The 25965-nt window shown below is 72.8% G+C and carries 2 protein-coding genes and 1 pseudogene; all 3 read left to right on the forward strand.

The annotated features are described in order from the left end of the window. Positions 1-27: 27 nt before the first annotated feature. The gene (locus QH270_RS07090; RefSeq protein WP_432420312.1) at positions 28-6021 is read left to right on the forward strand and encodes an amino acid adenylation domain-containing protein; all 5994 of its coding nucleotides are present in this window, start codon (positions 28-30) and stop codon (positions 6019-6021) included. A 227-nt stretch (positions 6022-6248) separates the two neighbouring features. Further along, positions 6249-13637 carry a non-ribosomal peptide synthetase gene (locus QH270_RS07095; protein WP_280339663.1) on the forward strand — a complete coding sequence of 2463 codons (7389 nt, stop codon included), beginning with the start codon at positions 6249-6251 and terminating at the stop codon, positions 13635-13637. A 74-nt stretch (positions 13638-13711) separates the two neighbouring features. Further along, positions 13712-25963, forward strand: a pseudogene (locus QH270_RS07100) (amino acid adenylation domain-containing protein); the annotation flags it as partial. Positions 25964-25965: the final 2 nt, after the last annotated feature.

A 25965-nucleotide genomic window follows, 5' to 3' on the forward strand; every position in this document is an offset into this window, starting at 1 on the left:
ATGACACGACCGGTACGGACCCGCCCGGTGCGCACCCGCCCCACACGGGTGACCGCGCTGCCGCAGCTGCTGGCGACCGCCGTGGAGACCAATCCCGACGGCGTGGCGGTGGTCCTCGCCGACGCCACGCGCGCCCTCGGCAGCCTCAGCTATGCCGAACTCGACGAGCGCTCGAGCCGCGTCGCGCGGCTGCTCATCGCCCGTGGCATCGGCGCGGGCGACCTGGTGACGATCGGCATCCCGCGCTCGATCGAGTCGGTGCTCGCGGTGTGGGCCGTCGCCAAGACCGGCGCCGGTTTCGTGCCGGTGGACCCGAACTATCCGCCGGATCGCGTGGCGCACATGGTCTCCGACTCCGGCGCGGTCTTCGGCCTGACCGTGTCCAGGGTCGCCGGGCAGCTACCCGCGCGGGTGGACTGGCTGGCCATCGACGACGACGCCATGGCCGACGAGTTCGCCGGTGATCCGGTCACCAACGCCGATCGGGTGCGCCAGATCCGCGCCGAGGATCTCGCCTACGTCATCTACACCTCCGGCTCGACCGGTCTGCCCAAGGGCGTGGCCGTCTCGCAGGCCGGGCTCGCCGGTTTCTGCGCCGAACAGCGGCTGCACTACGGCGTCGAATCCGATTCCCGCACCCTGCATTTCGCCTCGCCGTCGTTCGACGCCTCGGTGCTGGAGCTGCTGCTGGCGGTCGGCGCGGGCGCCACCATGGTGATCGTCGACCCGAGTGTGTACGGCGGTGACGACCTGGCCGCGTTGCTGCGCCGGGAACGGGTGAGTCACGCGTTCATCACCCCGGCCGCGCTCGCCTCGATCGACCCCGCCGGACTCGACGACTTCCGGGTGGTGGCCGTCGGTGGTGAGGCGTGTCCGCCGGATCTGCTGCGGCGCTGGGCGATTTCGCTCGCCGACGGGTCCCTGCGGCAGTTCCACAATGTGTACGGCCCCACCGAGACCACCATCGTCACCAATATCAGTGTGCCGCTGAAGCCCGGTGACCCGCTCACCATCGGCGGACCGCTACGCGGCGTCGCCGAATACGTCCTCGACGACCGGCTACGGCCGGTGCCGCCCGGCGTCACCGGCGAGCTGTACATCACCGGCGCCCAGCTCACCCGCGGCTACCACGCCAGGCCGGGACTCACCGCCTCGCGCTATGTCTCGAATCCGTTCGACCCGGCCGGTTCCCGGCTCTACCGCACCGGCGACCTCGTCCGCTGGACCGCCGATGGTGCGCTGGACTATGTGGGCCGCAACGACTTCCAGGTGAAGATCCGCGGTTTCCGGATCGAACTGGGCGAGATCGACGCCGTGCTCTCCGCGCACGAGAGTCTCGACTTCGCCGCCACCGTCGGCCACGAACTCGACAGTGGCGCCACGATTCTGGTGTCCTACGTGCACGCCGCGCCCGGCGCGCGGATCGACCCCGCCGCGCTCACGGAGTTCGCCGAGCGCAGTCTGCCCGCGCACATGGTGCCGACGGTGGTGATGGAGCTCGACACCATCCCGCTGACGCCCGTCGGCAAGCTGGACCGTCGCGCGCTGCCGGCGCCGGTGCTCGAGCACGCCGAATTCCGCGCTCCCGCGACGCCGGTGGAACAGATCGTCGCGGGGACCTTCGCCCAGGTGCTCGATGTCGGCGCCGACACCCAGCTCGGGCTGGACGACGACTTCTTCGCCCTCGGCGGCAACTCCCTGCTCGCCACCCAGGTCGCGGCCCGGCTCGGCGCCGCGCTCGACACCGATTTCCCGGTGCGCCTGCTGTTCGAGGCCCCAACGGTCGAGGAACTCGCGCGCAGGCTCGCCGAGTCGGCCGGTGCCGGTGCGCGGCCCGCGCTGGTGGCGGGGGAGCGGCCGGAGCGGATCCCGCTGTCGCTGGCCCAGCAGCGCATGTGGTTCCTCAATCAGTTCGACCCCGAGTCGGTCGCCTACAACATCCCGATGGCGGTGCGACTCGGCGGCGCCATCGATGTCGAGGCGTTGCGGGCCGCCGTCGGCGATCTGGTCGCCCGGCACGAGACGCTGCGCACGATCTACCCCGAGACCGACGACGGTCCGATCCAGCAGGTGCTGCCGGAGTCGGCGGCCACGCCGCGGCTCGAGGTGCGGCGCGTGGACGCCGCCGAGCTGAGCGCGGCCATGCATGCCCTCGGTTCATCCGGGTTCGACGTGCGCACCCAGGTGCCGTTGCGGGTCGCGCTGTTCGAGCTCGGCCCCGAGGAGTCGGTGCTGGCCGTGGTGGTGCACCACATCGCCGGTGACGGTTCCTCGCTGACCCCGCTGACGCGGGATCTCATGCTCGCCTACGCCGCCCGCTCGGCGGGTTCGGCGCCCGCGTGGGAGCCGCTGGTGGTGCAGTACGCCGACTACGCGCTGTGGCAGCGCGCGCTGCTCGGCAGCGAGGACGACCCGGATTCGCTCGCCTCGGCGCAGCTCGCCTACTGGCGCGCGGCGCTGGCCGGGCTGCCCGATCAGCTCGACCTGCCCGCCGACCGGCCGCGCCCCGCGGTGCAGTCCTTCGCCGGTGGCCGGGTGCCGATCGAGGTCGACGCCGACACCCATCGCGCGCTGCTCGCCCTGGCCCGCGGCCAGGGCGCGACGCTGTTCATGGTGGTGCACACCGCGCTGGCGGTGACGCTGGCGCGGTTGGCCGGGACCGACGACCTCGCGATCGGCACGCCCATCGCGGGCCGCGGCGAGGCCGCGCTCGACGACCTGATCGGCATGTTCGTCAACACCCTGGTCTTCCGCACCACCCTGCGCCCGGGTGAGCCGTTCACCGACCTGCTCGCCCGCCAGCGCGACACCGATCTCCAGGTCTTCGCCCACGCCGACCTGCCGTTCGAGCGCCTCGTCGAGGCGATCAACCCGGCCCGCTCGACCGCGCGGCACCCGCTGTTCCAGGTGGGCCTGTCGTTCCAGAACCTCACCCGTACCGGCCTCGAACTCGGTGAACTCGCCGTCGACGCCGTGGATGTCGACCTGTCGGTCTCGCAGTTCGACCTGCACGCGATCATCGCCGACACCTACGACGCCGACGGTGTCGCCCAGGGCATCAACGGCGTCTTCACCTACGCCACCGACCTTTTCGACGAGACCACCGCGCGTGACTTCGCCGACCGCTTCGCCCGCGTCCTCACGGCCGTCGCCGCCGCGCCGCATCGCCCTGCCGACGAGCTCGAGCTGCTCTCGGCGCCCGAGCGGGACCGAATCCTGCACGGCTGGAACGCCACCGGTCATCCGGTGCGGCCCGCGACGCTCGCGTCGCTGTTCACCGAGACCGCCACCGCGCACCCGGACGGTATCGCGGTGCTCGCGGCGGACGGCACCACGCTGACCTACCGCGCGTTCGCCGCTCGGGTCCACCGCCTCGCGCGGCACCTGATCGCCCAGGGCGTGGGCGTGGAAGACCGTGTCGCGCTGGCGATCCCGCGTTCGGTCGACCTGGTCGTCGCCATGTACGCCGTAGCCCAGACCGGCGCGGCCTATGTCCCGATCGACCCCGCCCAGCCCGCCGACCGCATCGGGCACGTCCTCACCACCGCCGCACCGGCCCTGGTGCTGACGACCACGGACTCCGGCTTCGAGCACGGTGCAATGCCGGCTGCTGGGTCGGCTGTCCGAACCGGTGCCGCTGAGCCGGGTTCGGCGGCGCGGGTCGTCGCGATCGATGCCGTCGAAGTGTCGGGGATCCCGGACGCGCCCATCGCCGCGAACGAGCGCCGAGGGGTGCTGCGGCCGGAGAACACGGCGTACGTGATCTTCACGTCCGGTTCCACCGGCGTGCCGAAGGGCGTCGCCGTTTCGCACGGGGCGATCGTCAACCAGTTGCTGTGGAAGACCGAGGCTTTCGGGCTCGGCCGGGCCGACTCGGTGCTGCTGAAGACCGCGGCGACCTTCGACCTGTCGGTGTGGGAGTTCTGGTCCACGGCGGTCTGCGGCGGGACTCTGGTCATCGCCGACCCCGAGGGGCACCGCGACCCCGCGTACCTACTCGATGTGCTCGCGCGGCGCTCGGTGACCACGTTGCACGCCGTGCCGTCGATGCTCGACGCGCTGCTCACCGAAGCGGGCGGCACGCTGCCGCGCACGCTGCGCCGGGTGCTCGCCATCGGTGAGGCGCTTCCCGCCGCGACGGCGCAGCGCTTCGTCGCAGGCAATCAGGCGGCGCTGCACAACCTGTACGGCCCGACCGAGGCCGCCGTCTCCATCACGGACCACCGCGTCACCACCGCCGACCGCACCACGGTGCCGATCGGAGCGCCCGAGTGGAACAGCCGCGTCTACGTGCTGGACGCACGGCTGCGCCCGGTCCCGGTCGGTGTCTCCGGCGAGCTGTACCTCGCGGGCGCGCAACTGGCCCGCGGGTACTTCGCGCGCCCCGACCTCACCGCCGACCGCTTCGTCGCCGACCCCTTCGCCGGCGCGGGCTGGTCCGCCGACCGTCCCGGTGTCGACGCGCTCGCCGGAGCCGACACGTCCGCCGAGCGTCCCGGTGTGGACGCGCTCGCCGGACCCGGTGGCTCCGTTGATCGCGCTGAACCGCTCGGCGGCGGCCACGGCGAGCCGACCCGTCCGCACGGCGCCAGGATGTACCGCACCGGCGACCTGGTGGCCTGGACGGCCGACGGCGAGCTGGAATACCGCGGCCGCACCGACTTCCAGGTGAAGATCCGCGGGTTCCGCATCGAACTGGGCGAGATCGAAGCGGCGCTACTGGCCGTGCCCGCGGTGGCCAACGCCGCCGTGCTGGCGCAGTCCGACCCGCGCCTGGGCGACCGGCTGGTGGCCTACGTGGTCCCGGCCCAGGATGCCGAGATCACCGGCGCGAGTGTGAAAGCCGCCGTGGCGCAGGTGCTGCCGTCGTACATGGTGCCCGCCGCCTTCGTCGTGCTCGACCGGCTGCCGCTGAACGCGAACGGCAAGCTCGACCGGGCCGCCCTGCCCGCGCCGGCGATCGAGCCGCGCACCTACCGCGAACCGGTGGGGGAGAACGAGATCGCCGTGGCCGAGGTGTTCGGCGAGGTCCTCGGGGTCCAGCGGCCCGGCCGCGACGACGACTTCTTCTCCCTCGGCGGCAACTCGCTGCTGGCCACCCGGGTCGTGCACCGGCTGCGCGAGCGCACCGGAACCGAGCTCACGGTGGCCGCCTTCTTCGCCGACCCGACGGTCACCGGGCTCGCCGACCGGCTCGTCGCCGGGTCGGCGGCGCTCGGCGGCGACCTCGACGCGGCGCTGGCGACCACCCTCCCGCTGCGCCGTGGCGCGGGCGGGGAACCGCTGTTCTGTCTGCATCCGGTGTCCGGCCTGGCGTGGGCCTACGCGGGTCTGGCCCCGTACCTGCCCGATGATCGGCCGATCATCGGCATCCAGTCACCGGCCCTGCGCGATCCGGACTTCCGGCCCGCCACGGTCGACGAGCTGATCGAGCACTATCTCGCCGAGATCAGGGCGGCCCAGCCGCACGGCCCGTACCACCTGCTCGGCTGGTCGCTGGGCGGCGTGCTCGCCCAGGCCGTGGCGACCAGGCTGCAAGCCGCGGGCGAACAGGTGGCGACACTGACCATGCTCGACAGCCTGCCCGGCGCCGACCTGGCCGACTTCGGCGCCGAACTGCGCGACGCCTTCCGCGAGCTCGGCATCCCCGACCAGCAGCTCCCGCCGCCCGAGCGCCTCGGTGCGCTGGGCGACGACGCGCTCGCCGCCCTGCACGCGGCGCTGGCCGGGTCGACCCCGATCTCCTTGGCGCGCTTCGTCGGCATGTACCGGGGTGCGCTGCACACGGTCGGTCTGGTTACCCAACTGACGCCCGATCGTTTCGTGGGTGATCTCACCTATTTCACCGCCCTGCGGACGACGGGCGATGCGCCTGGTGGCGCCTCCAGGTGGCGGCCGTACGTCAGCGGGATCATCGCCGATCATCCGGTCGACACCAGTCATCAACAGATGCTGGCTCCGGTGGCCCTCGCCACTGTCGGACCGGTAACCGCGCAGGTCACCGGCATCTCGGGCGGGTAGGGCCGAAGCTCCGCGTAACAGGCCTCGCGCAGATTACGATTCTGTTGCTACAGAGTCGGTGTGTCGTGGCGCACACCTCGGCGACGAGCGGCGACAGCAGTTAGGTGTGACTATGCTGTGTCCGACTCCGCCGCCGGACGCGAGAGGTGTATTGGTCTGTGGAAACCCCCCGCCGCACTGGCCGTGCCGGCCGACGACGCATCGCCGGCGCGCCCTTGTTCGGTCAGTTGCTCACGGCAGCGGTCGAATCCGCGGCCGAGTCGATAGCTGTCCGCTACAACCCGACGGGGATGCCGGGCGCCGAGCGCCAGCTCACCTACCGTGAACTCGACGAGCAATCCTCGCGCCTGGCCAGGGAACTCATCGATCGCGGCGTCGGCGCGGGCGACGTGGTCGCCATCGCGATCGCGCGGTCCATCGAGTCGGTGCTCGCGGTCTGGGCGGTCGCCAAGACCGGCGCCGCCTACGTGCCCGTCGACCCGGCCTATCCGCGCGAGCGCATCGCGCACATCGTCGCCGACTCCGGCGCGGTGCTCGGCCTGACCGTCGCCACGCACCGGCCCACCCTCGGTACCGGCCTGTACTGGATCGAACTCGACGATCCGGTGGTCGCCCAGCGCATCTGCGCCCGGCCCGCGCACGCGGTGAGCTACGCCGACCGGGTGCGCCAGATCGACGACCGGCACCCCGCCTACGTCATCTACACCTCCGGTTCCACCGGCAGGCCCAAGGGCGTCGTCGTCACCCATGCCGGGCTCGCCTCGCTCGCGGGCGCCGAGCGCGAACACTTCGACGTGCGACCGGATTCGCGCGTGCTCCACGTTTGCTCGCCGAACTTCGACGTGTCCGTCCTGGAACTGCTGCTGGCGTTCACCGCGGGCGCGACCCTGGTGATCTCGCCGCCGCGGATCTTCGGCGGCTTCGAGCTGTCGGATCTGCTGCGCCGCGAAAGCATCACGCATCTGCTGATCACGCCGGGCGCGCTGGAATCGGTGGACCCGGCCGGGCTGCCGGAGCTGCGGGTCGTCGTGGTCGCCGGTGACCGGTTCGGGCCGGAACTGGTCGGCCGCTGGGCCACCGAGGGCCGCACCTTCCACAACGGGTACGGGCCGACCGAGGCGACGATCCTCGCCACCAGCACCGGCCCGCTGCACCCGCACGCGCCGATCACCCTCGGCGGCGCCGTGCCCGGCATGGGGCTGTACGTGCTCGACGCCCGTTTGCGGCCGGTGCCCGCCGGTGTCGTCGGCGAGCTGTATCTGTCCGGTCCCGCGCTGGCGCAGGGCTATCTGGGCAGGCCGGGGCTCACCGCCGAACGTTTCGTCGCCTCCCCGTTCGGCGAGGGCAGGCTCTACCGGACCGGTGACCTCGTGCGCAGGCTCGAGTCCGACGGCACCCTGGAATACCTGGGCCGCACCGATTTCCAGGTGAAGGTGCGCGGTTTCCGGATCGAGCTCGGCGAGATCGACAACGCCCTCACCGCGCACCCCGACCTCGACTACGCGGTGACCGTCGGCAAGACGATGCCCTCGGGGGCCACCGCGCTGGTGTCGTACGTGCTGCCCCGCGTCGGGCGCACGGTCGACACCGGGGAACTGGCGGAATTCCTGTCGGGTTCGCTGCCCGCGTACATGATCCCGGCCGTCATGATGGTGCTCGACGAGCTGCCGCTGACCCCGGTCGGCAAGCTCGACCGGGCCGCCCTGCCGACCCCGGTGTTCACCGCGCGCGGCTTCCGCGCCCCGGCCACGCCCGCCGAACAGGTGGTCGCCGACGTATTCGCCGCGCTGTTGCTGCGGGACGGCGCCGGCCGCGTGGGCGCGGACGACGACTTCTTCGAACTCGGCGGTGACTCGCTGCTGGCCGCCCAGGCCGTCGCCAGGATCGGCGCCGCGCTGGACGTGCGCGTGCCCGTGCAGGCGGTCTTCGAGGCGCCGACCGTCGCCGCGCTGGCCAACAAGGCCGAACAGCAGCGGCTGTCGGCCCACACGCTGCCGCTGACCAGACAGCACCGGCCCGAGCTGGTCCCGCTGTCCTACGCCCAGCAGCGGATGTGGTTCCTGAACCGCTTCGACCCCGATTCCGCGGTCGACAACATTCCCGTGGCGGTGCGGCTGTCGGGCCGGCTGGATCTGCCCGCGCTGCGCGCGGCGGTCACCGACCTGGTCACCCGGCACGAGGTGCTGCGCACCGTCTACCCGGCGCGCGACAGCGGTACCGGCGAGGCGTGGGCCCGCCCCGACGCGCTGGTGCTCGACGGCGAAGGCCACCAGGTGGTCCTCGCACCGGGCGACCCGGCCGCGGCGCCGGAATTCGAGGTGCGCGAGGTCACCGAGAGCGAGCTGGGCGACGCGATCGCCGATGCCGCGCTGACCGGCTTCGATGTCACCGCCGCCCCGCCGATTCGCGTGCGGGTCCTGGCGATCGCCGAATCGCGTACCGACATCGACGGTGAGTCCGTGGCGACCGAGCACGTCGTGGTCTGCGTGGTGCACCACATCGCCGCCGACGGATTCTCCTTCGCACCGCTGACCAGGGACCTGCTGGCCGCCTACGCCGAACGGCGTGGCGGCGGCGCGCCGCACTGGCCGCCGCTGCCCGTGCAGTACGTCGACTACACGCTGTGGCAGCGGGCGCTGCTCGGCGCCGAGGACGACCCGAACTCGCTGCTCGCCGCGCAGGTCGCCTTCTGGCGGCAGACCCTGTCCGGCCTGCCCGAACAGCTGGAACTGCCCGCCGACCGCCCGCGCCCCGCCGTCGCCAGCCGGGCCGGCGGTACCCTGCCCATCCAGGTGCCCGCCTCGGTGCACGCGGGTCTGACCGCGCTCTCGCGCGAGCACAACGCGACGCTGTTCATGGTCGTGCACACGGCGCTGGCGCTGCTGCTGGCGCGGCTGTCCGGCACCCGCGACATCGCGATCGGTACCCCCGTCGCGGGCCGTGGTGAACAGGCGCTCGACGAGCTGATCGGCATGTTCGTCAACACCCTCGTCCTGCGCACCGAGGTCGATCCCGCGCTGAGCTTCAGCGACCTGCTCACCGAGGTCCGGACCCGCGACCTCGCCGCGTTCGGCCATGCCGACGTACCGTTCGAACGACTCGTCGACCTGCTGCAGCCCGTGCGCTCGACCGCGCGGCACCCGCTGTTCCAGGTGATGCTGACCTTCCAGAACCTGGCCCGCACCGACCTGGCCCTGCCGGGTCTGGCGGTGTCGGCCGCGGACTTCACCGTGCCGCTGGCGAAGTTCGACCTGCAGGTGGAGCTGGCCGAGCGGATCGGCGCCGACGGCGCGCCGCAGGGCATGGCCGCGACCTTCGTCTACGCCACCGATCTGTTCGACCACGCGACCGTCGCCGATTTCGCCGACCGCTGGACGCGGGTGCTGGCCGCGGTGGTCGCCGACCCGTCGGTACCGGTCGGCGACATCGACGTCCTCGCCCCTGGCGAACGCGAACTCGTGCTGCGGGAAGGGGATTCGCCGGGCATCGAGGTACCGGAGGTGACCCTCGCCGACCTGATCTGCGCGCAGGCGCAGCAGCGTCCCGACGCGCTCGCGGTGCGGGCGGGGGAGTACTCGCTCACCTTCGGCGACCTGCTCGGCCGCGCCTCGGCGCTGGCCCGCGCCCTCATCGCGCACGGGGCGGGCCCGGAAACCCTGGTGGCCGTGGCTGTTCCGCGCACCGAGGAGCTGCCGGTCGCGCTGTTCGCCGTGCTGCTGGCCGGCGCGGGCTACCTGCCGATCGACACCAGCTACCCGGCCCAGCGGCTGGAGTACGTGCTCGCCGACGCGAAACCCGCTGTGCTGCTCACCACCTCGGCCGAACGTGGTCTGGTGCCCGCGCCCGAACTGCCGGTGGTCCTCGTCGACGCCGCGCCCGCGTACCCCAGCACCCCGCTGCGGCCCGCCGAACGGCGCGCGCCGCTGCGGCCGGACCACCTGGCCTACGTCATCTACACCTCGGGGTCGACCGGCCTGCCCAAGGGCGTCGGCGTCAGCCACCGCAATGTGCTGGAGCTGTTCGCGAACACCCAGCTGCTGTTCGAGTTCGACGTCGACGACGTGTGGTCGGTGTTCCACTCCTTCGCCTTCGACTTCTCGGTCTGGGAGCTGTGGTGTGCCCTGGCCGGTGGCGCGTCGGTGGTGGTCGTCGACCATCTCACCTCGCGCTCGCCGATCCAGTTCCGCGAGCTGCTCGAACGCGAACGGGTGACGGTGCTCAGCCAGACCCCCACGGCCTTCGCCCAGCTCGACGAGGCCGACCGCGCCGCGCAGGCCGCCGGGGCCGCGCCGCTGTCGCTGCGCTACATCGTCTTCGGCGGTGAGGCGCTCGACCCGCGCAAGCTCAGCCGCTGGTACGCCAGGTACGGAACCGGGCCCGGCGCACCGCAATTGGTGAACATGTACGGCATCACCGAGACCACGGTGCACGTCTCGCACATGAACACCGCGCCGCGCCCGGCGGGGCCGGAGGCGGTAGCGGAGCGTGACCACGTAGGCCCCTCGGGCGCGGCGCCATCGAACACCGCCGCGGGTGCGATCGAGCTGCCGAGCAGCCTGATCGGCCGCGCGCTGCCCGGTCTGTCGGTCGCCGTGCTCGACGACCGGTTGCGGCCGGTGCCGTTCGGCGTCGCCGGTGAGCTCTACATCGCGGGCCAGCAGGTCTCGCGCGGCTATCTCGGCAAGCCCGGCCTGACCGCCACGCGGTTCGTCGCCGACCCGTTCGGCCCGCCCGGATCGCGGCGCTACCGCTCCGGTGACCTCGGTCGCTGGATCGGCTTCCGTGGCACACCGGTGCTGGAATACGGCGGTCGCGGCGATCAGCAGGTGCAGTTGCGCGGGTTCCGGATCGAGCCGGGCGAGATCGAGGCGGCGCTGCTCGGCGTGCCCGGTGTCGGCCAGGCCGCGGTCGTCGTGCGGGCCGACGAGCACGCGGGCGACCGGCTGATCGGCTACGTCGTCGGCGTCGACGGCGCGGCGCTCGATCCCGCGGGTGTCCGGGCCGCCGTCGGCGAATTCCTCACCGGCTACATGGTTCCCGACGCCGTGGTCGTGCTCGACGCCCTGCCGCTGACCACCAACGGCAAGCTCGACCGGGCCGCGCTGCCCGCGCCCGAATTCACCTCGGTCGGTCCGTTCCGCGCGCCGACGACGCCGATCGAACTCGCGGTCGCCGAGGTCTTCGCGACGCTGCTCGGGGTGCCCGAGGTCGGCCTCGACGACGACTTCTTCGATCGCGGTGGCAACTCGCTGCTGGCCACCAGGGCCATCGCCCGCATCGACCAGGCGCTCGGCACCGATCTGGTGGTCCGCGACCTGTTCGAGGCGCCGACGGTCGCCACGCTGGCCGCCCGGGTGCGCCCCGGCGCCGTCGCCGCACCGCGCCCGCCGCTGACCCCGGCGCAGGATCGCGGCGTCATCCCGCTCTCGCCCGCGCAACAGCGGATGTGGCTGCTCAACCGGATCGACCCCGATTCGCCCGCCTACAACATCCCGCTGGCGCTGCGGCTGCGCGGCGCGCTGGACACCTCCGCGCTGCGCTACGCCGTGGCCGATGTGCTGGAACGGCACGAGGCGCTGCGCACCCGCTTCCCCGCCGACGGCCCCGACGCCGTGCCGTACCAGGAGATCATGCCGGTCAGCGCGGTGCTGCCGGCCGGGCTGCCGATCGAGGAGACCGACGACCCGCTCGAACGCGTGATGTGGCTGCTGGCAGGCGGATTCGACGTCGCCGAGCGAGTTCCCTTGCGCGCCGGGCTGTTCACGATCCCCGACACCGACCCGCTGGCCGAGGAAGAGCACGTGCTGGCCGTGGTGGTGCAGCACATCCTCGCCGACGGCGCCTCGCTGGCGCCGCTGGCCCGTGACCTGGTGATCGCCTATCGCGCCCGGGTGGAGGGCCGGTCGCCGAGCTGGGCGCCGTTGCCGGTGCAGTACGCCGACTACGCGCTGTGGCAGCGCGCCGTGCTCGGCGAGGAGAGCGACGAGAACTCCACCGCCGCACGGCAACTCGCCTTCTGGCGGCACACCCTGGACGGCTACTCCGGCACCGTCGAACTGCCGCACGATCATCCGCGCCCGCCGCATGCCTCGCTGCGCGGCGCCGATGTGAGCACCACCCTGCCCGCCGACGTGCACGCCCGGCTGACCGAGATCGCCCGCCGGCACAACGCGTCGCTGTTCATGGTCGTGCATGCCGCCCTGGCCGTCCTGTTGGCCAGAGTGTCGGGCAGCACCGACATCGTCATCGGCACCCCGATCGCGGGGCGCGGCGAGCCCGAACTCGACGACCTGGTCGGCATGTTCGTCAACACGCTGCCGCTGCGCACCGAGGTGGCGCCGACCCGCGGCTTCGCGGAGCTGGTCACCGCGGCTCGCGAGGTCGACCTGGCCGCGTTCGCCAACGCCGACCTGCCGTTCGAGCGGATCGTCGACGAGGTCGCGCCCAGCGGCACCGTCTCGCACAATCCGCTGTTCCAGGTGGTGCTCTCGTTCCACAACACCGAGACCCCGGTGCTGCGGCTGCCCGGCCTCACCATCGAGGCGATGGACCTGGCCGCCCGGCCCGCCAAGTTCGACCTGCAGGTGAACGTGGAACCGCGGCTCACGGCCACCGGTGAGCCCGACGAGCTCGGCGTGGTCCTCACCTACGCCACCGATCTGTTCGACGAGCAGACCGTCGCCGCGTTCGCGCGCGGGCTGGCCGAGATCGTCACCGCCGTCGCCGCCGATCCGACGGTGCGCATCGGTGACATCGACCTGCGCGATGCCAGGGAGCGCGAGCGCGAACTGACCGCGGCGGCCTACGCGCCCGCGCCGTCGGCCAACGGCGCCGCGCTGGCGCAGGAACTCGCCTCCGCCGTGGAGGAGGACCCGGAAGCGCCCGCCATCGACCTGGGCGACACCGAGCTCACCTACCACGAATTCGACGCCGCCTCCTCTCGGCTGGCGCGTTCGCTCATCGCGCGCGGCGCCGGTCCCGGCACCGGGGTCGCGGTCCGGCTCGAGCGCGGGCAGCACGCGGCCGTCGCGACGTGGGCCGTACTGAAGGCGGGCGCGGCGGTGGTGCCCATGATGACCATGGACGCCGCGCTGACCGATCGGCTCGAGGTGAAGCTCGGCCTCGCCCTCGACATCCTCGACCCGCCCGACGGCCTGGACTGGTACGACCTCGCCGATCCGGCGCTGATCGCGGAGCTGGCCGCGGAATCGCCGCGGCCGATCGGCTACGCGCACCGCACCAGGGCCCTGCGCGGCGACGACGTGGCCTTCGTCGGCGGTGGCCGCACCCTGTCCTACGACGAACTGGCCGGTGCCGCCGAGGCGGTGGCCCAGCGCACCGGACTCAGCTTCGAATCGCGGACCAGGGCGGCGGGCCGACCGGATTCGGTGGCGGGCGTACTGGAGATCGTCGCGACCGGTATCGCGGGCGCGACGTTGGTGATGGCGCCGGACGACGGCGGCGAGGACGAGGTGAGCCATGTGTTCACCGAGTCGGCGGTCGCGGTGGCCGCACCCGGTGACGGCACCGGTGCGACGATCGTGGCGTTGAGTGAGATGATCGGCAACGCCGGGGTGCCGCAGCAGCGGCGCACGGCGGCGGGGATGGATGGATAGGTGCAGGTGCGCATGACTGGGCAACGGCTGGTCGGCTCCGTCGAGCGGAGGGACCTGGCGTGACCCGGGCCGGCAGGGCATCGGGTGCCAGGGGTAGGCAGCGCGGCAAGACGCTGCCGCAGTTGCTGTCCGTAGCCGTGGAGTCGAATCCGGGCGGCCTCGCGCTGACCTGGGACGACGGCGTGGCGGCGCCGGTGCGCCTGACCTACGCCGAGCTCGACGAACGCGCCAACCGGCTGGCTCGCCTGCTGATCGCGCGCGGGGTCGGACCCGAGGACATCGTCGCCATCGGCATCCCGCGCTCGGCCGCCTCGGTGCTGGCCATGTGGGCGGTCACCAAGGCGGGCGCGGCGTTCCTGCCGGTCGACCCGAACTATCCGCCCGCCCGCGTGACCCACATGCTCGCCGACTCCGGTGCGGTCCTCGGGCTGGCTGTCGGTACCGCGCTGGACCGGCTGCCCGGCACCGTCGACTGGCTGTGCCTCGACGATCCGGCCGTGCGCCGCGCCGCCGAGGAGCAGCCGGGCGACCCGGTGACCTTCGCCGACCGGGTGCGCCCGCTGCGGCTGACCCACCCGGCCTACATCACCTACACCTCGGGCTCCACCGGCCTGCCCAAGGGCGTGGTGGTGACCCACGCCGGCCTGGCCGGCTTCTGCGCCGAACAGCGCGCGCTCTACGCCGTCGAGCCCACCTCGCGGACCCTGCACTTCGCCTCGCCCTCCTTCGACGGCGCCGTGCTCGAACTGCTGATGGCGGTCGGCGCCGCGGCGACCATGGTGGTCGCGCCCGCCGGGATCCTCGGCGGGGCCGAGCTCGCCGAGGTGCTGCGCCGCGAGTCGGTGACGCACATGTTCATCACGGCCGCCGCGCTCGCCTCGCTCGACCCGGCCGGCCTGGACGACCTGGTCGTGGTCGCCAGTGGCGGCGAGGACGTCCCGCCCGGGATGATCCGCCGCTGGGCCGTCGAATTGCCCTCGGGTACACGGCGTTTCCACAACGGCTACGGGCCGACCGAGACCACCATCATGACCAACATCAGCGCCGCGCTGGCGCCGGGCGCGGCCGTGAACTTCGGCCCGCCGCTGCGCGGGGTCACCGAGTACGTGCTCGACGAACGCCTGGTCCGGGTGCCGGACGGGATGATCGGCGAACTGTACATCGCGGGCAACGAGCTGGCCCGCGGCTATCACGGGCGACCGGCGCTGACGGCGTCCCGCTTCGTCACCGATCCGTTCGATCCCGCCGGTGGCCGGATGTACCGCACCGGCGACCTGGTGCGCAGGCGCACCGACGGCGCGGTGGAATTCTTGGGCCGCAACGACTTCCAGGTGAAGGTGCGCGGGTTCCGGATCGAACTCGGGGAGATCGACGCGGTGCTCTCCGCCCACGACACCGTCGACTTCGCGGTCACCGTGGGACACCAGCTCGACACCGGCACCACCATTCTCGCCTCGTACGTGCACGCGGCCCCTGGCTCGGAGGTCGACACCGACAAGCTGCTCGCCCACGCCAGGTCCGGGCTGCCCGCGCACATGGTGCCGACCGCCCTGACCGTGCTCGACGCGATCCCGCTGACTCCCGTCGGTAAGCTCGACCGCGCCGCCCTGCCCGCGCCGACCCTGCGCGCCAAGGAATTCCGCGCGCCGTCGGGCGCCATGGAGGAACTGGTCGCGCACGTCTTCACCGAACTGCTCGCACCGGAACGGCCGATCGGCGCCGACGACGACTTCTTCGCCCTCGGCGGCAACTCGCTGCTGGCGACCCAGGCCGCGGCCCGCCTCGGCGCCGAACTGTCCGCGCGGGTCCCGGCGGGCCACCTCTTCGAGAGCCCGACGGTGGCCGGGCTGGCGGAACTGCTCGAGCCGCTCAAGGGCGCGGGCGGGCACGCCGAGCTCACGCGGCGCGAGCGGCCCGAAATCCTGCCGCTCTCGTCCGCGCAGCAGCGGATGTGGTTCCTCAACCAGTTCGATCCGGCCTCGACCGCTGAGACCATTCCGTTCGCGCTGCGGCTTGCCGGACCGTTCGACCCGCGCGCGCTGCACGCGGCGCTCACCGACCTGGTGCAGCGGCACGAATCCCTGCGCACCTACTACCCGGTGTTCGATGGCGGCGGGCACGAGGGGCCCGCGTGGTCACGCTCCGCTACCGCCTCCGACCCCACCGAGCCCGCCGCAGTGACCGACGGTGTCGGCCACCAGGTGGTGCTGCCGCTCGCCGAGGCCGTCCCCGATGTGCTCGTCGACACGCTCAGCGAGGACGAATTGCCGCTGTGGCTGGGCGAATTCGCCGCCACCGGCTTCGATGTGGCCGCCGAGGTGCCGCTGCGGGTGGCGCTGGCCGAGCTGGGCCCGCACGACCACGTGCTCGCGGTGGCGCTGCACCACATCACCGCCGACGGCGCGTCCATCGCACCGCTGCTGCGCGACCTGCTCGGCGCCTACCTGGCGCGGCGCAACCGGTCGCGGCCCAGCTGGAGCCCGCTGCCGGTGCAGTACGCCGACTACACCCTCTGGCATCGCGAGCTGCTCGGCGCCGAGGACGATCCGAACTCGCTGGCCTCCGCTCAGCTCGCGCACTGGCGCACCGCGCTGGCCGGGCTGCCGGACCGGCTCGACCTGCCCACCGACCGGCCGCGTCCGCCGGTGTTCACCGGGCGCGGCGCCGAATTCGCGTTCCAGATCCCCGCGCCGGTACACACCGCGCTGGCCGACCTCGCCCAGCGCAGCGGCGCCTCGGAGTTCATGGTCGTGCACGCAGCCTTCGCGGTGCTGTTGAGCAGGCTCGCGCACACCGACGACATCGCTATCGGCACGCCCGTCGCCGGCCGCGGCGCGCGGGAGCTCGACGACCTGATCGGCATGTTCGTCAACACGCTCGTGCTGCGCACCCGTGTCGACGAGCGGGCGAGTTTCGCCGAGCTGCTGCGCGAGACCAAGCGCACCGACCTCGCCGCGTTCGGACACGCCGACCTGCCGTTCGAGCGGCTCGTCGAGCTGCTGGACCCGGTCCGTTCGCAGGCGCACCACCCGCTGTTCCAGGTGGCCCTGTTCTTCCAGAATCTGGACCTGCCCAACCTGCGCCTGCCCGGGCTCGACGCCACCCCGGTCGAATTCGGCGGCACCGTCGCCCGTTTCGACCTGCAGCTGACCATCGTGCCCGGCGCCGCGCCGACCGAACCGATGGGCGCCTCCTTCACCTACGCCACCGATCTGTTCGACGCCGGGTCGATCGAGACGATGGCCGCGCGCTTCACCCACCTGCTCGGTGCGGTGGCCGCCGACGCCGAAATGGCGGTCGCCGACATCGACTTGCTCACCGCGGCCGAGCGCGAGACGACCGTCGTCGCCTGGAACGACACCAGCCACCCGGTGCCGCCCGAGCTCATGCTCGACGCGTATCGCCGTGCGGTACAGGCGCATCCGGACGCCACCGCGCTGGTGTACGAGGGCGCGGAGCTGAGCTACCGGCAGTTCGACGAGCGGGTCAACGCGCTGGCCCGGCTGCTGATCCGGACCGGCGTCGGTCCGGAGGAGCTGGTCGGCCTGGCGATCCGGCGCTCGCCGGAACTGGTGATCGCGATGTACGCCGTGCTCATCGCGGGCGGGGCCTATGTGCCGCTCGACCCGGACCATCCGGCCGAACGCATCGCCCACATCCTCGAAACCGCCCGGCCCGCCGCCGTTCTCAGCGCCGAGCCGATCGCCGTGCCCGCGGGCACCGCGCTGCTGCTCCTCGGCGAACTCGACACCCGTGGCGTGCCCGTCGATCCGGTGCGTCCGGCGGAACTGCGCGCACCCGTGCGCCCCGACCATCCCGCGTACGTCATCTTCACCTCCGGTTCCACCGGAAAACCCAAGGGCGTGGCCGTCTCCCACGCCGCCATCCACAACCAGCTCGTGTGGATGCTGGCGAAATACCCGCTGGCCCTCGGCGATGTGTATCTCCAGAAGACCGCGACCACCTTCGACGTGTCGCTGTGGGGCTACTTCCTGCCGCTGCGCGTCGGCGCGACGCTGGTGCTCGCGACGCCGGACGGTCACCGCGATCCGGCGTACCTGATCGATCTGATCGAACGGCACGGCGTCACCGTCACCGACTTCGTGCCATCCATGCTGACCGTGTTCGCGGCTCAGGCAGCCTCGCTGGACGCGGCTGCGCTGGCCTCGCTGCGGGATGTGTTCGTGATCGGCGAGGCGCTGCCGCCCGAGACGGTGGACGCGATGGCGGCGGTGTGTCCGGCGCGCCTGCACAACCTGTACGGGCCGACCGAGGCCGCGGTCTCGGTGACCTACTGGCCCGCCCGCGCGGGCGAGCGCACCGTGCCCATCGGACTACCCGAGTGGAACACCCGTGTCTACGTGCTGGATTCGCGACTGCGGCCGGTGCCGCCCGGTATCGCGGGTGAGCTGTATCTCGCGGGCGATCAGCTGGCGCGCGGGTATGTCGCGCGGCCGGGACTGACCGCCGACCGCTTCGTGGCCGACCCGTTCGACGCGGGCAGGCGGATGTACCGCACCGGTGACCTCGTGGTGTGGCGCCCGCCGACCGCGACCGCGCCGCATCGCCTGGACTACCTGGGGCGCATCGACTTCCAGGTGAAGTTCCGTGGTCAGCGCATCGAGCTCGGCGAGATTGAGACCGCGCTGCTCGGGCACGAATCCGTCAGCCAGGCGGTCGCACTGGTGGCGCCGAGCGAGCTCGGGGACCAGCTGGTGGCCTACGTCGTGCCGACACCGGGACGGGCCGCGGATCCGGACCGCCTCCGCGCCGTGGCGTCGAAAACCCTGCCCGCCTATATGGTTCCGGCCGCGATCACCGTGCTGGACGCGCTGCCGCTCAACGCCAGCGGCAAGCTCGACCGCAAGGCGCTGCCCGCCCCGCGGTTCACCACCCGCGCCTTCCGTGCGCCCGGCACCGAGCAGGAGCGACTCGTCGCCGCGTTGTTCGGGGAAGTGCTCGGCCGCACCGATGTCGGCGCCGACGACGACTTCTTCGCCCTCGGTGGCAACTCCCTGATCGCCACCAAGCTGGCGGCCCGCCTCAGTTCCGCCACGGGTTCCCGCGTGGCGGTGCGCACCCTGTTCGAGAGCCCGACCGTCGCGGCCCCGGGCGCGCCCCCGCCCCCGCCGCGCGGCGCCCGGCGGCCGCCGGCCCCCCCCCCCCCCCCCCCCCCCCCCCCCCCCCCCCCCCCCCCCCCCCCCCCCCGGGGGGAGGGCGCCGAGCCGGGGCCTGCCGGCGGACTCGGCACGCTGACGCGCCCCGCCGAGCTGCCGCTCTCGCCCGCCCAGCGGCGCATGTGGTTCCTCAACCGCTTCGACCAGGGCGTGGCCACCGACGGTGCCGCCGCCTACAACCTGCCGTTCGCCCTGCGCCTCACCGGCACCCTCGACGTCCCCGCCCTCACCGCGGCGCTGCGCGATGTCCTCGCCCGGCACGAGGTACTGCGCACGATCTACCCCGACACTCCCACGGGCCCGGTCCAGCGGATCCTCGCGGCCGACGACGTGTCGCTCGACTTCGCCGTGCACCGGATCGCACCGAATTCCCGTGGGGGCGAACGGGCATCGCGGACATCGGCGGCCGGGCCAGAGGTGGCCGCGGAGCTGGTCGAGCGGATCGCCGCCGTCGCCGCCACGGCCTTCGATGTGACCACCGAGGTTCCCCTTCGGGTCCGGCTGTTCGACGTCACCGGAGAAGGGCCCGACGCGCCCGCCGAGTACGTCCTCGCCGTCGTCGTGCACCACATCGCGGCCGACGCATCGTCGATGGCGCCGCTGGTGCGCGACGTGACCACCGCCTACCTGGCGCGCACGGCGGGCCAGGCCCCGGGCTGGGCGCCGCTGCCCGTGCAGTACGCGGACTACGCGCTGTGGCAGGTGGACCGGCTCGGCTCCGAGGACGACCCCGCTTCCGTCGCCGCCGAGCAGGTCTCGTTCTGGCGCGCGGAACTGTCCGGCGTGCCCGACCTGCTGGAACTGCCCGCCGACCGGCCGCGCCCCGCGGTGGCCTCGCTGGCCGGTGGACGGGTGCCGGTCAGTATCGACGCCGCCACCCACGCCGGGCTCACCCGGATCGCGCAGGACAGCGGCGCCACCGTCTTCATGGTGCTGCACACCGCCTTCGCCGTGCTGCTGGCCCGGCTCGCCGCGACCACCGATGTCACCGTCGGTACCCCGGTGGCCGGGCGTGGCGAGCGCGAGCTCGACGACCTGATCGGCATGTTCGTCAACACCGTCGTGCTGCGCACCCGTTACGACGGCGGCGCGACCTTCGCCGAACTCCTCGCCGCGCAGCGGGCGAGTGATCTGGCGGCCTTCGCCGCGGCCGACGTGCCGTTCGAGCGGCTCGTCGAGGTGCTCGATCCGCCGCGCTCCACCGCGCGGCATCCGCTGTTCCAGGTGGGCCTGTCGTTCCAGAACATGGATCGGGCCGCGCTCGAGCTGCCCGGTCTGCGGATCGCGCCGGTCGCGGCCGACCTGGCGGTCTCGCAGTTCGACCTGCACCTGATCGTCGGCGACGGCTACGACGCCGACGGCGCGCCCACCGGCATCGAGGGCTTCTTCACCTACGCCACCGACCTGTTCGACGAGCCCACCGTGCGGGCCTTCGCCGACCGGCTGACGCTGCTGCTCGACGCGGTCGTCGCCGAGCCCGGTGTGGTCGTCGGCGATGTCGACCTGCGTACCGGCCGGGAACGCGCCGCCGAGATCACCGCGGGCGCGGCCGATCTCGCCGCGTTCGGCGGCACCCTGGCCGATCTGCCCGCGCGCGCTCGGCCGGAGGCGATCGCGGTGGTCGCCGACCTGCCCGAGGGCAGGCTGGAACTCACCTACGCCGAGTTCGAGTCCAGGGTGAATCGGCTCGCCCGGCACCTGATCTCGATGGGCGTCGGACCCGAATCCCTGGTCGCGCTGGCGCTGCCCCGCTCGATCGACCTGGTCGTGGCCATGTTCGCGGTGACCAGGTCGGGTGGCGCGTACGTACCGATCGACCCCGATCAGCCCGCCGAGCGCACCGACTACATCCTCGGGACCGCGGCGCCGATCTGTGTGCTCAGCAAGGGTTTCCGCACGGATGTCTCGCCGGTGGTCCGCGTCGACCATCCGGCGGTGGCCTCGGCCGATCCGTCGCCGATCACCGACGCGGATCGCCGGGCGCCGCTGCGTCCGGAGAACACGGCGTATGTCATCTTCACCTCCGGGTCCACCGGCCGCCCCAAGGGCGTCGCCGTTCCGCACGCCGCTGTGGTCAACCAATTGCAGTGGCTGCACGGTGAATTCGGCACCGGGCCCACCGATGCCTTCCTGCTGAAGACGCCGGCCACCTTCGACCTCTCGGTCTGGGAGTTCTGGTCCGCCGCCGCCTGTGGTGGCCGCCTGGTGATCGCCGCCCCCGACGGCCACCGCGATCCGGCCTACCTCGATGCCCTGATCACCGACGCGGGCGTCACCACGCTCACCGCCGTCCCCGCCCTGCTGGACGCGCTCGTCGGCTATTGGGAACCGCGGGCGCAGTCCGCACCGGCTCGACCGGTACCCGAGTCGCCGCAGCCGCACGCACCCCGGTCCCGCGAGTCGCAGCCGCGGTCTCCGCTGGCGCGCATCCTCGCGATCGGTGAGGCGCTGCCCGCGCAGCTCGCGCAGCGTCTGCTCGCCGCGCTGCCCGAGACCCGCGTCGACAACCTGTACGGCCCCACCGAGGCGGCCGTGTCGATCACCGACCATCGGGTGACCACAGCCGACGTGCTGACCGTGCCGATCGGCCTGCCCGAATGGAACTGCCGCGTCTACGTGCTCGACGAGCGGCTCCGCCCCGTCCCGCCCGGTGTCCGGGGTGAGCTGTACCTCGGCGGCGTCCAGCTGGCGCGCGGCTACCTGCGCAAGGCGGCGCTGACCGCCGAACGTTTCCTCGCCGACCCGTTCGAACCCGGCGCCCGCATGTACCGCACCGGCGACCTGGTCGCCCGCGCCGCCGATGGTGCGCTGATCTATCTGGGCCGCACCGACTTCCAGGTGAAGATCCGTGGCTTCCGGGTGGAGCCGGGCGAGGTGGAGACGGCGCTGCTCGGTCTGCCGGGAATCGCCAAGGCCGCCGTACTCGCACGACACGATCGGCACTTCGGTGACCGGCTGGTCGCCTATCTCGTCGGGACCGGATCGCGTGGCGATGCCGCCGATGACACCGGGGAATCCCGCGCCGTGTCCACCCGAGGCCGCACGGATATCGATGTGGCACAGGTGAAATCGGCACTGCGCGATCGGCTCCCCGGCTATCTGGTGCCGGAGGCGTTCGTCGTGCTCGACGATCTGCCGCGCACGGTCAACGGCAAGCTGGACCGGGCAGCGCTGCCCGCGCCGGTCTTCGAGGCCGCGGCGTTCCGCGCGCCTGCGACGCCCACCGAACAGCTCGTCGCCGACGTGTACGCCGAGATCCTCGGCGTGGAATCCGTCGGCGCCGACGACGACTTCTTCGGTCTCGGCGGCAACTCGCTGCTGGCGACCAGGGCGGCCGCCCGGATCGGCGCGGCGCTCGACCGCACGGTGGGCGTGCGGCTGCTGTTCGAGGCGCCGACCGTCACCGACCTCGCGGTGCGCGTCACCAGGTCCGAGGGACTCGCGACACTCCCGCTCGTCGCCGGACCCCGCCCCGAGCGGCTCCCGCTCTCGCTGGCCCAGCAGCGCATGTGGCTGCTCAACCGCCTCGACCCCGAGGCCACCGTCTACAACATCCCCGCGGCCCTGCGCCTCACCGGCGCCCTCGACCTCGCCGCCCTGCGCGTCGCCGTCACCGACCTGTTCGCCCGGCACGAGATCCTGCGCACCCGCTACCCGGTGGTCGAAGGGCCGAGCCCGGCCCCACAGGCCGACGGCGACATCGCGCCGCCACCGCCCATCGACACGCGCGGTGCGCACGGCAGGGTGTCCTTCCGGCCCGTGCAGGAGGTGCTCGCCCCTGGAGCGATCCGGGTCGATGTGACGCCGGTCCCCGTCGCCCCCGCGGATCTGGCCGACGAAGTGCGCCGCACCGTCGCCGTCGGATTCGATGTCACCGCCGCACCGCCGGTGCGGTTGCGGCTGCTGCGGCTGGCCGAGGACGAGCACGTGCTGGTGTTCGTGGTCCACCACATCGCGGCCGACGGTTTCTCCATGGGTCCGCTCACCCGCGACCTGGTGCTGGCCTACACCGCGCGCACCGAGGGCGTCGAGCCCGCGTGGACGCCGTTGGCCCTGCAGTACGCGGATTACGCGGTGTGGCAACGGGAATCGCTCGGCGACGAGCGGGACCCCGCGTCCACTGCGGCGGCCCAGCTGGCGTATTGGAGCGCCGAACTCGCCGGGCTGCCCGAGGAGATCGCGCTGCCCGCGGATCGGCCGCGTCCGCCCGTGCAGTCGTTCGCGGGGGCCCTGAGCACCGTCGAGATCGATGCGGCGTTGCACGCCGACCTGGCCGCGCTCGCCCGCGCGCAGGGCGTCACCGTGTTCATGGTCGTGCAGGCGGCGCTGGCGCTGCTGCTCGCCCGCACCAGCGGCACCGACGACGTGGCGATCGGCACCCCGATCGCCGGTCGTGGTGCCCGTGAACTCGACGACCTCGTCGGCATGTTCGTCAACACGCTGGTGCTGCGCAGCCGCGTCACCGCCGACGAGCCGTTCACCGCCCTGCTGCGGCAGACCAGGGACACCGATCTGCGGGCCTTCGCCCATGCCGACGTGCCGTTCGAACGGGTCGTCGACGCCGTGCAACCGGCCAGGTCGGCGGGCAGACATCCGCTGTTCCAGGTGGCGCTGTCGTTCGAGAACCTCGCCCCGGTCGCCGTCGAACTGCCCGGCATCGCGGTGAGCGCGCTGGACGCCCGCACCGCCGAGGCCAAGTTCGACCTGCTGCTCACCGTGCGCGAATTGCCCGACCACGGCGGCATGCAAGCCGAATTCACCTACGCCACGGATCTTTTCGACGAGCCGACGGTCCAGGCCTTCGGCAGGCGATTCGCCAGGGTGCTCGCCGAAGTGGTCGCCGAGCCCGAACGCGCGGTCGGCCGGGTGCCGCTGCTCGACGAGGCCGAGTTCCGCGCCCAGACCACCTTCGCGGGCCCGCCCGCCGAACCGGAACGCACACTGGGCCAGCTGATGGACGAGGCGGTGCGCGCCAACCCGTCGGGTCTGGCCGTGCGCGGCGACGGCCGCGGCTTCACCTATCTCGCGCTCGACGCGGCCGCCAACCAGCTGGCCCGGGGCCTCGTCGCATGCGGCGCCGGACCGGAAGTCGCGGTGGCCGTGGCCATCCGGCGCTCGATCGAATCGGTGCTCGCGGTCTGGGCCATCGCCCGCACCGGCGCGGTGATCGTGCCGATCGACCCCGGCTACCCGGCCGAACGGATCAGCCACATGGTGGCCGATTCGGGCGCGGTCATCGGTGTCACGCTCACCGCCGAACTGGCCGGATTGCCGCCGCTGGCGGAGCAGGGCTGGATCGCCCTCGACGAGCCGGAGTTCACCGCCGAGATCGCGGGCCAGGCCTCGATCGCGCTGCGCGAGATCGAACTTCGCGCCGTGCCGCGTCCCGGCAACGGCGCGTACATGATCTACACCTCCGGGTCCACGGGTCTGCCCAAGGGCGTGCTCGTGACCCATGCCGGCCTCGGCAATTTCCGCGCCGAGCAGAAGCAGCGGTACGGACTCGATTCCACGAGTCGCGCATTGGCTTTCGCCTCGCCGTCGTTCGACGCGTCGATGCTGGAACTGCTGCTCGCGCTCGGTGGCCCCGGCACGCTGGTCGTCGCGCCGCCCGGCACGGTCGGCGGTGCCGAACTCGCCGAACTGATCCGGTCCGAGGAGGTCACCCACGCCTTCCTCACGCCCTCGGTCCTCGCCACGCTCGACCCGGCGAGCGTGCCGGGCCTGCGCGCGCTGGTGGTGGGTGGCGAGCACGTGCCCGCCGACCTCGTCGCCCGCTGGAACACGCTGCCGCAGCGCGCGTTCCACAACGGTTACGGGCCCACCGAGACCACCGTCATGACCTGCATCAGCGACCCGCTGTGGCCAGGCGACGCGACGCACATGGGCGGTCCCATCCGCGGCACCACGGCGCTCGTGCTGGACGGGCAGTTGCGTCCGGTTCCCGAGGGCGTCACCGGTGAGCTCTACCTGGGCGGCATCCAGCTGGCCCGCGGCTACCACCGGCGCACCGGCCTCACGGCCGCCCGCTTCGTCGCCGACCCGTTCGGCGGGGACGGCGCCCGGCTCTACCGCACCGGTGACCTGGTCCGGCGCCACGGCGACGTGCTGGAGTTCGTCGGCCGCAACGACTTCCAGGTGAAGATCCGCGGCCTGCGGATCGAACTCGGCGAGATCGACGCGGTGCTGGCCGCCGCGCCCGGCGTCTCCTGGGTCACCACCCTCGGCCGCGACAACGGCGCCGGGTCGACCATGCTGGTCTCCTACGTCATGGGCGAGCGGCTCGACCCCGCCGAGCTGACCGCGCTGGCCGCGACGAAGCTGCCCGACTACATGGTGCCCGCGACGATCGTCGTCCTCGACGAGCTGCCGCTGACCCCGGTCGGCAAGCTCGACCGCGCCGCGCTGCCGGATCCGGTCACCGCGCGCGAGGAGTACCGCGCGCCGCAGACCACCGCCGAGCGCGTCATCGCCCGGGTGATCGGCGAGGTCGTCGGGCACGAGCGGGTCGGCCTCGACGACGACTTCTTCGCCCTCGGCGGCGACAGCATCACCGCCATCCAGGTCGTCTCCCGCGCGGCGGCGGCCGGGGTGGTGCTGCGCCCACGCGACCTGTTCGACGCCCGCACCGTGGCCGCGCTGGCCGGTCGCGCCGAGGTCACCACCGACGTCGGCGCCCAGCCCGCCGCGCTGCCGCTCACCGCGACGGCGGCGCAGCTGATCGAGGCGGGGGAGAGCGCGGTCGAACCGCGCGCCGTGCTGCTCGACGTGCCCGCCGACTGCCCCGACGACGCGGTCGCCGAGGTGGCGACCGCGGTGATGAACCAGCATCCGATGCTGTGGGCGGTCCTCGACCGCACCGGCGCCACTCCGGTGCTGCGCATCCCCTCGCACCAGGAGCGCACCGGCGGCGCCTTCCGCCGGCTCGACGCGGAGGACGGTGAGTCCTCGCTGCCCGTCGACGACATCGTCAGCGCGGCCGCGGCCGCGCGCCCGGCGCCCCCGGGGCGCCCCCAACACCGCGACCACGCCCGGGCCGGTCAGGCCGAAGACTCGGCCGCCCCCACGATCAGGAAGAGGATGAGCCCGCCGAGGCCGAAGAGCACCATCACGGCCAGCAGGATCGTGCCGATGAGGCCGCAGATGTAGCC

The organism is Nocardia neocaledoniensis (assembly GCF_029868625.1).
Lineage (GTDB): Bacteria > Actinomycetota > Actinomycetes > Mycobacteriales > Mycobacteriaceae > Nocardia > Nocardia neocaledoniensis_A.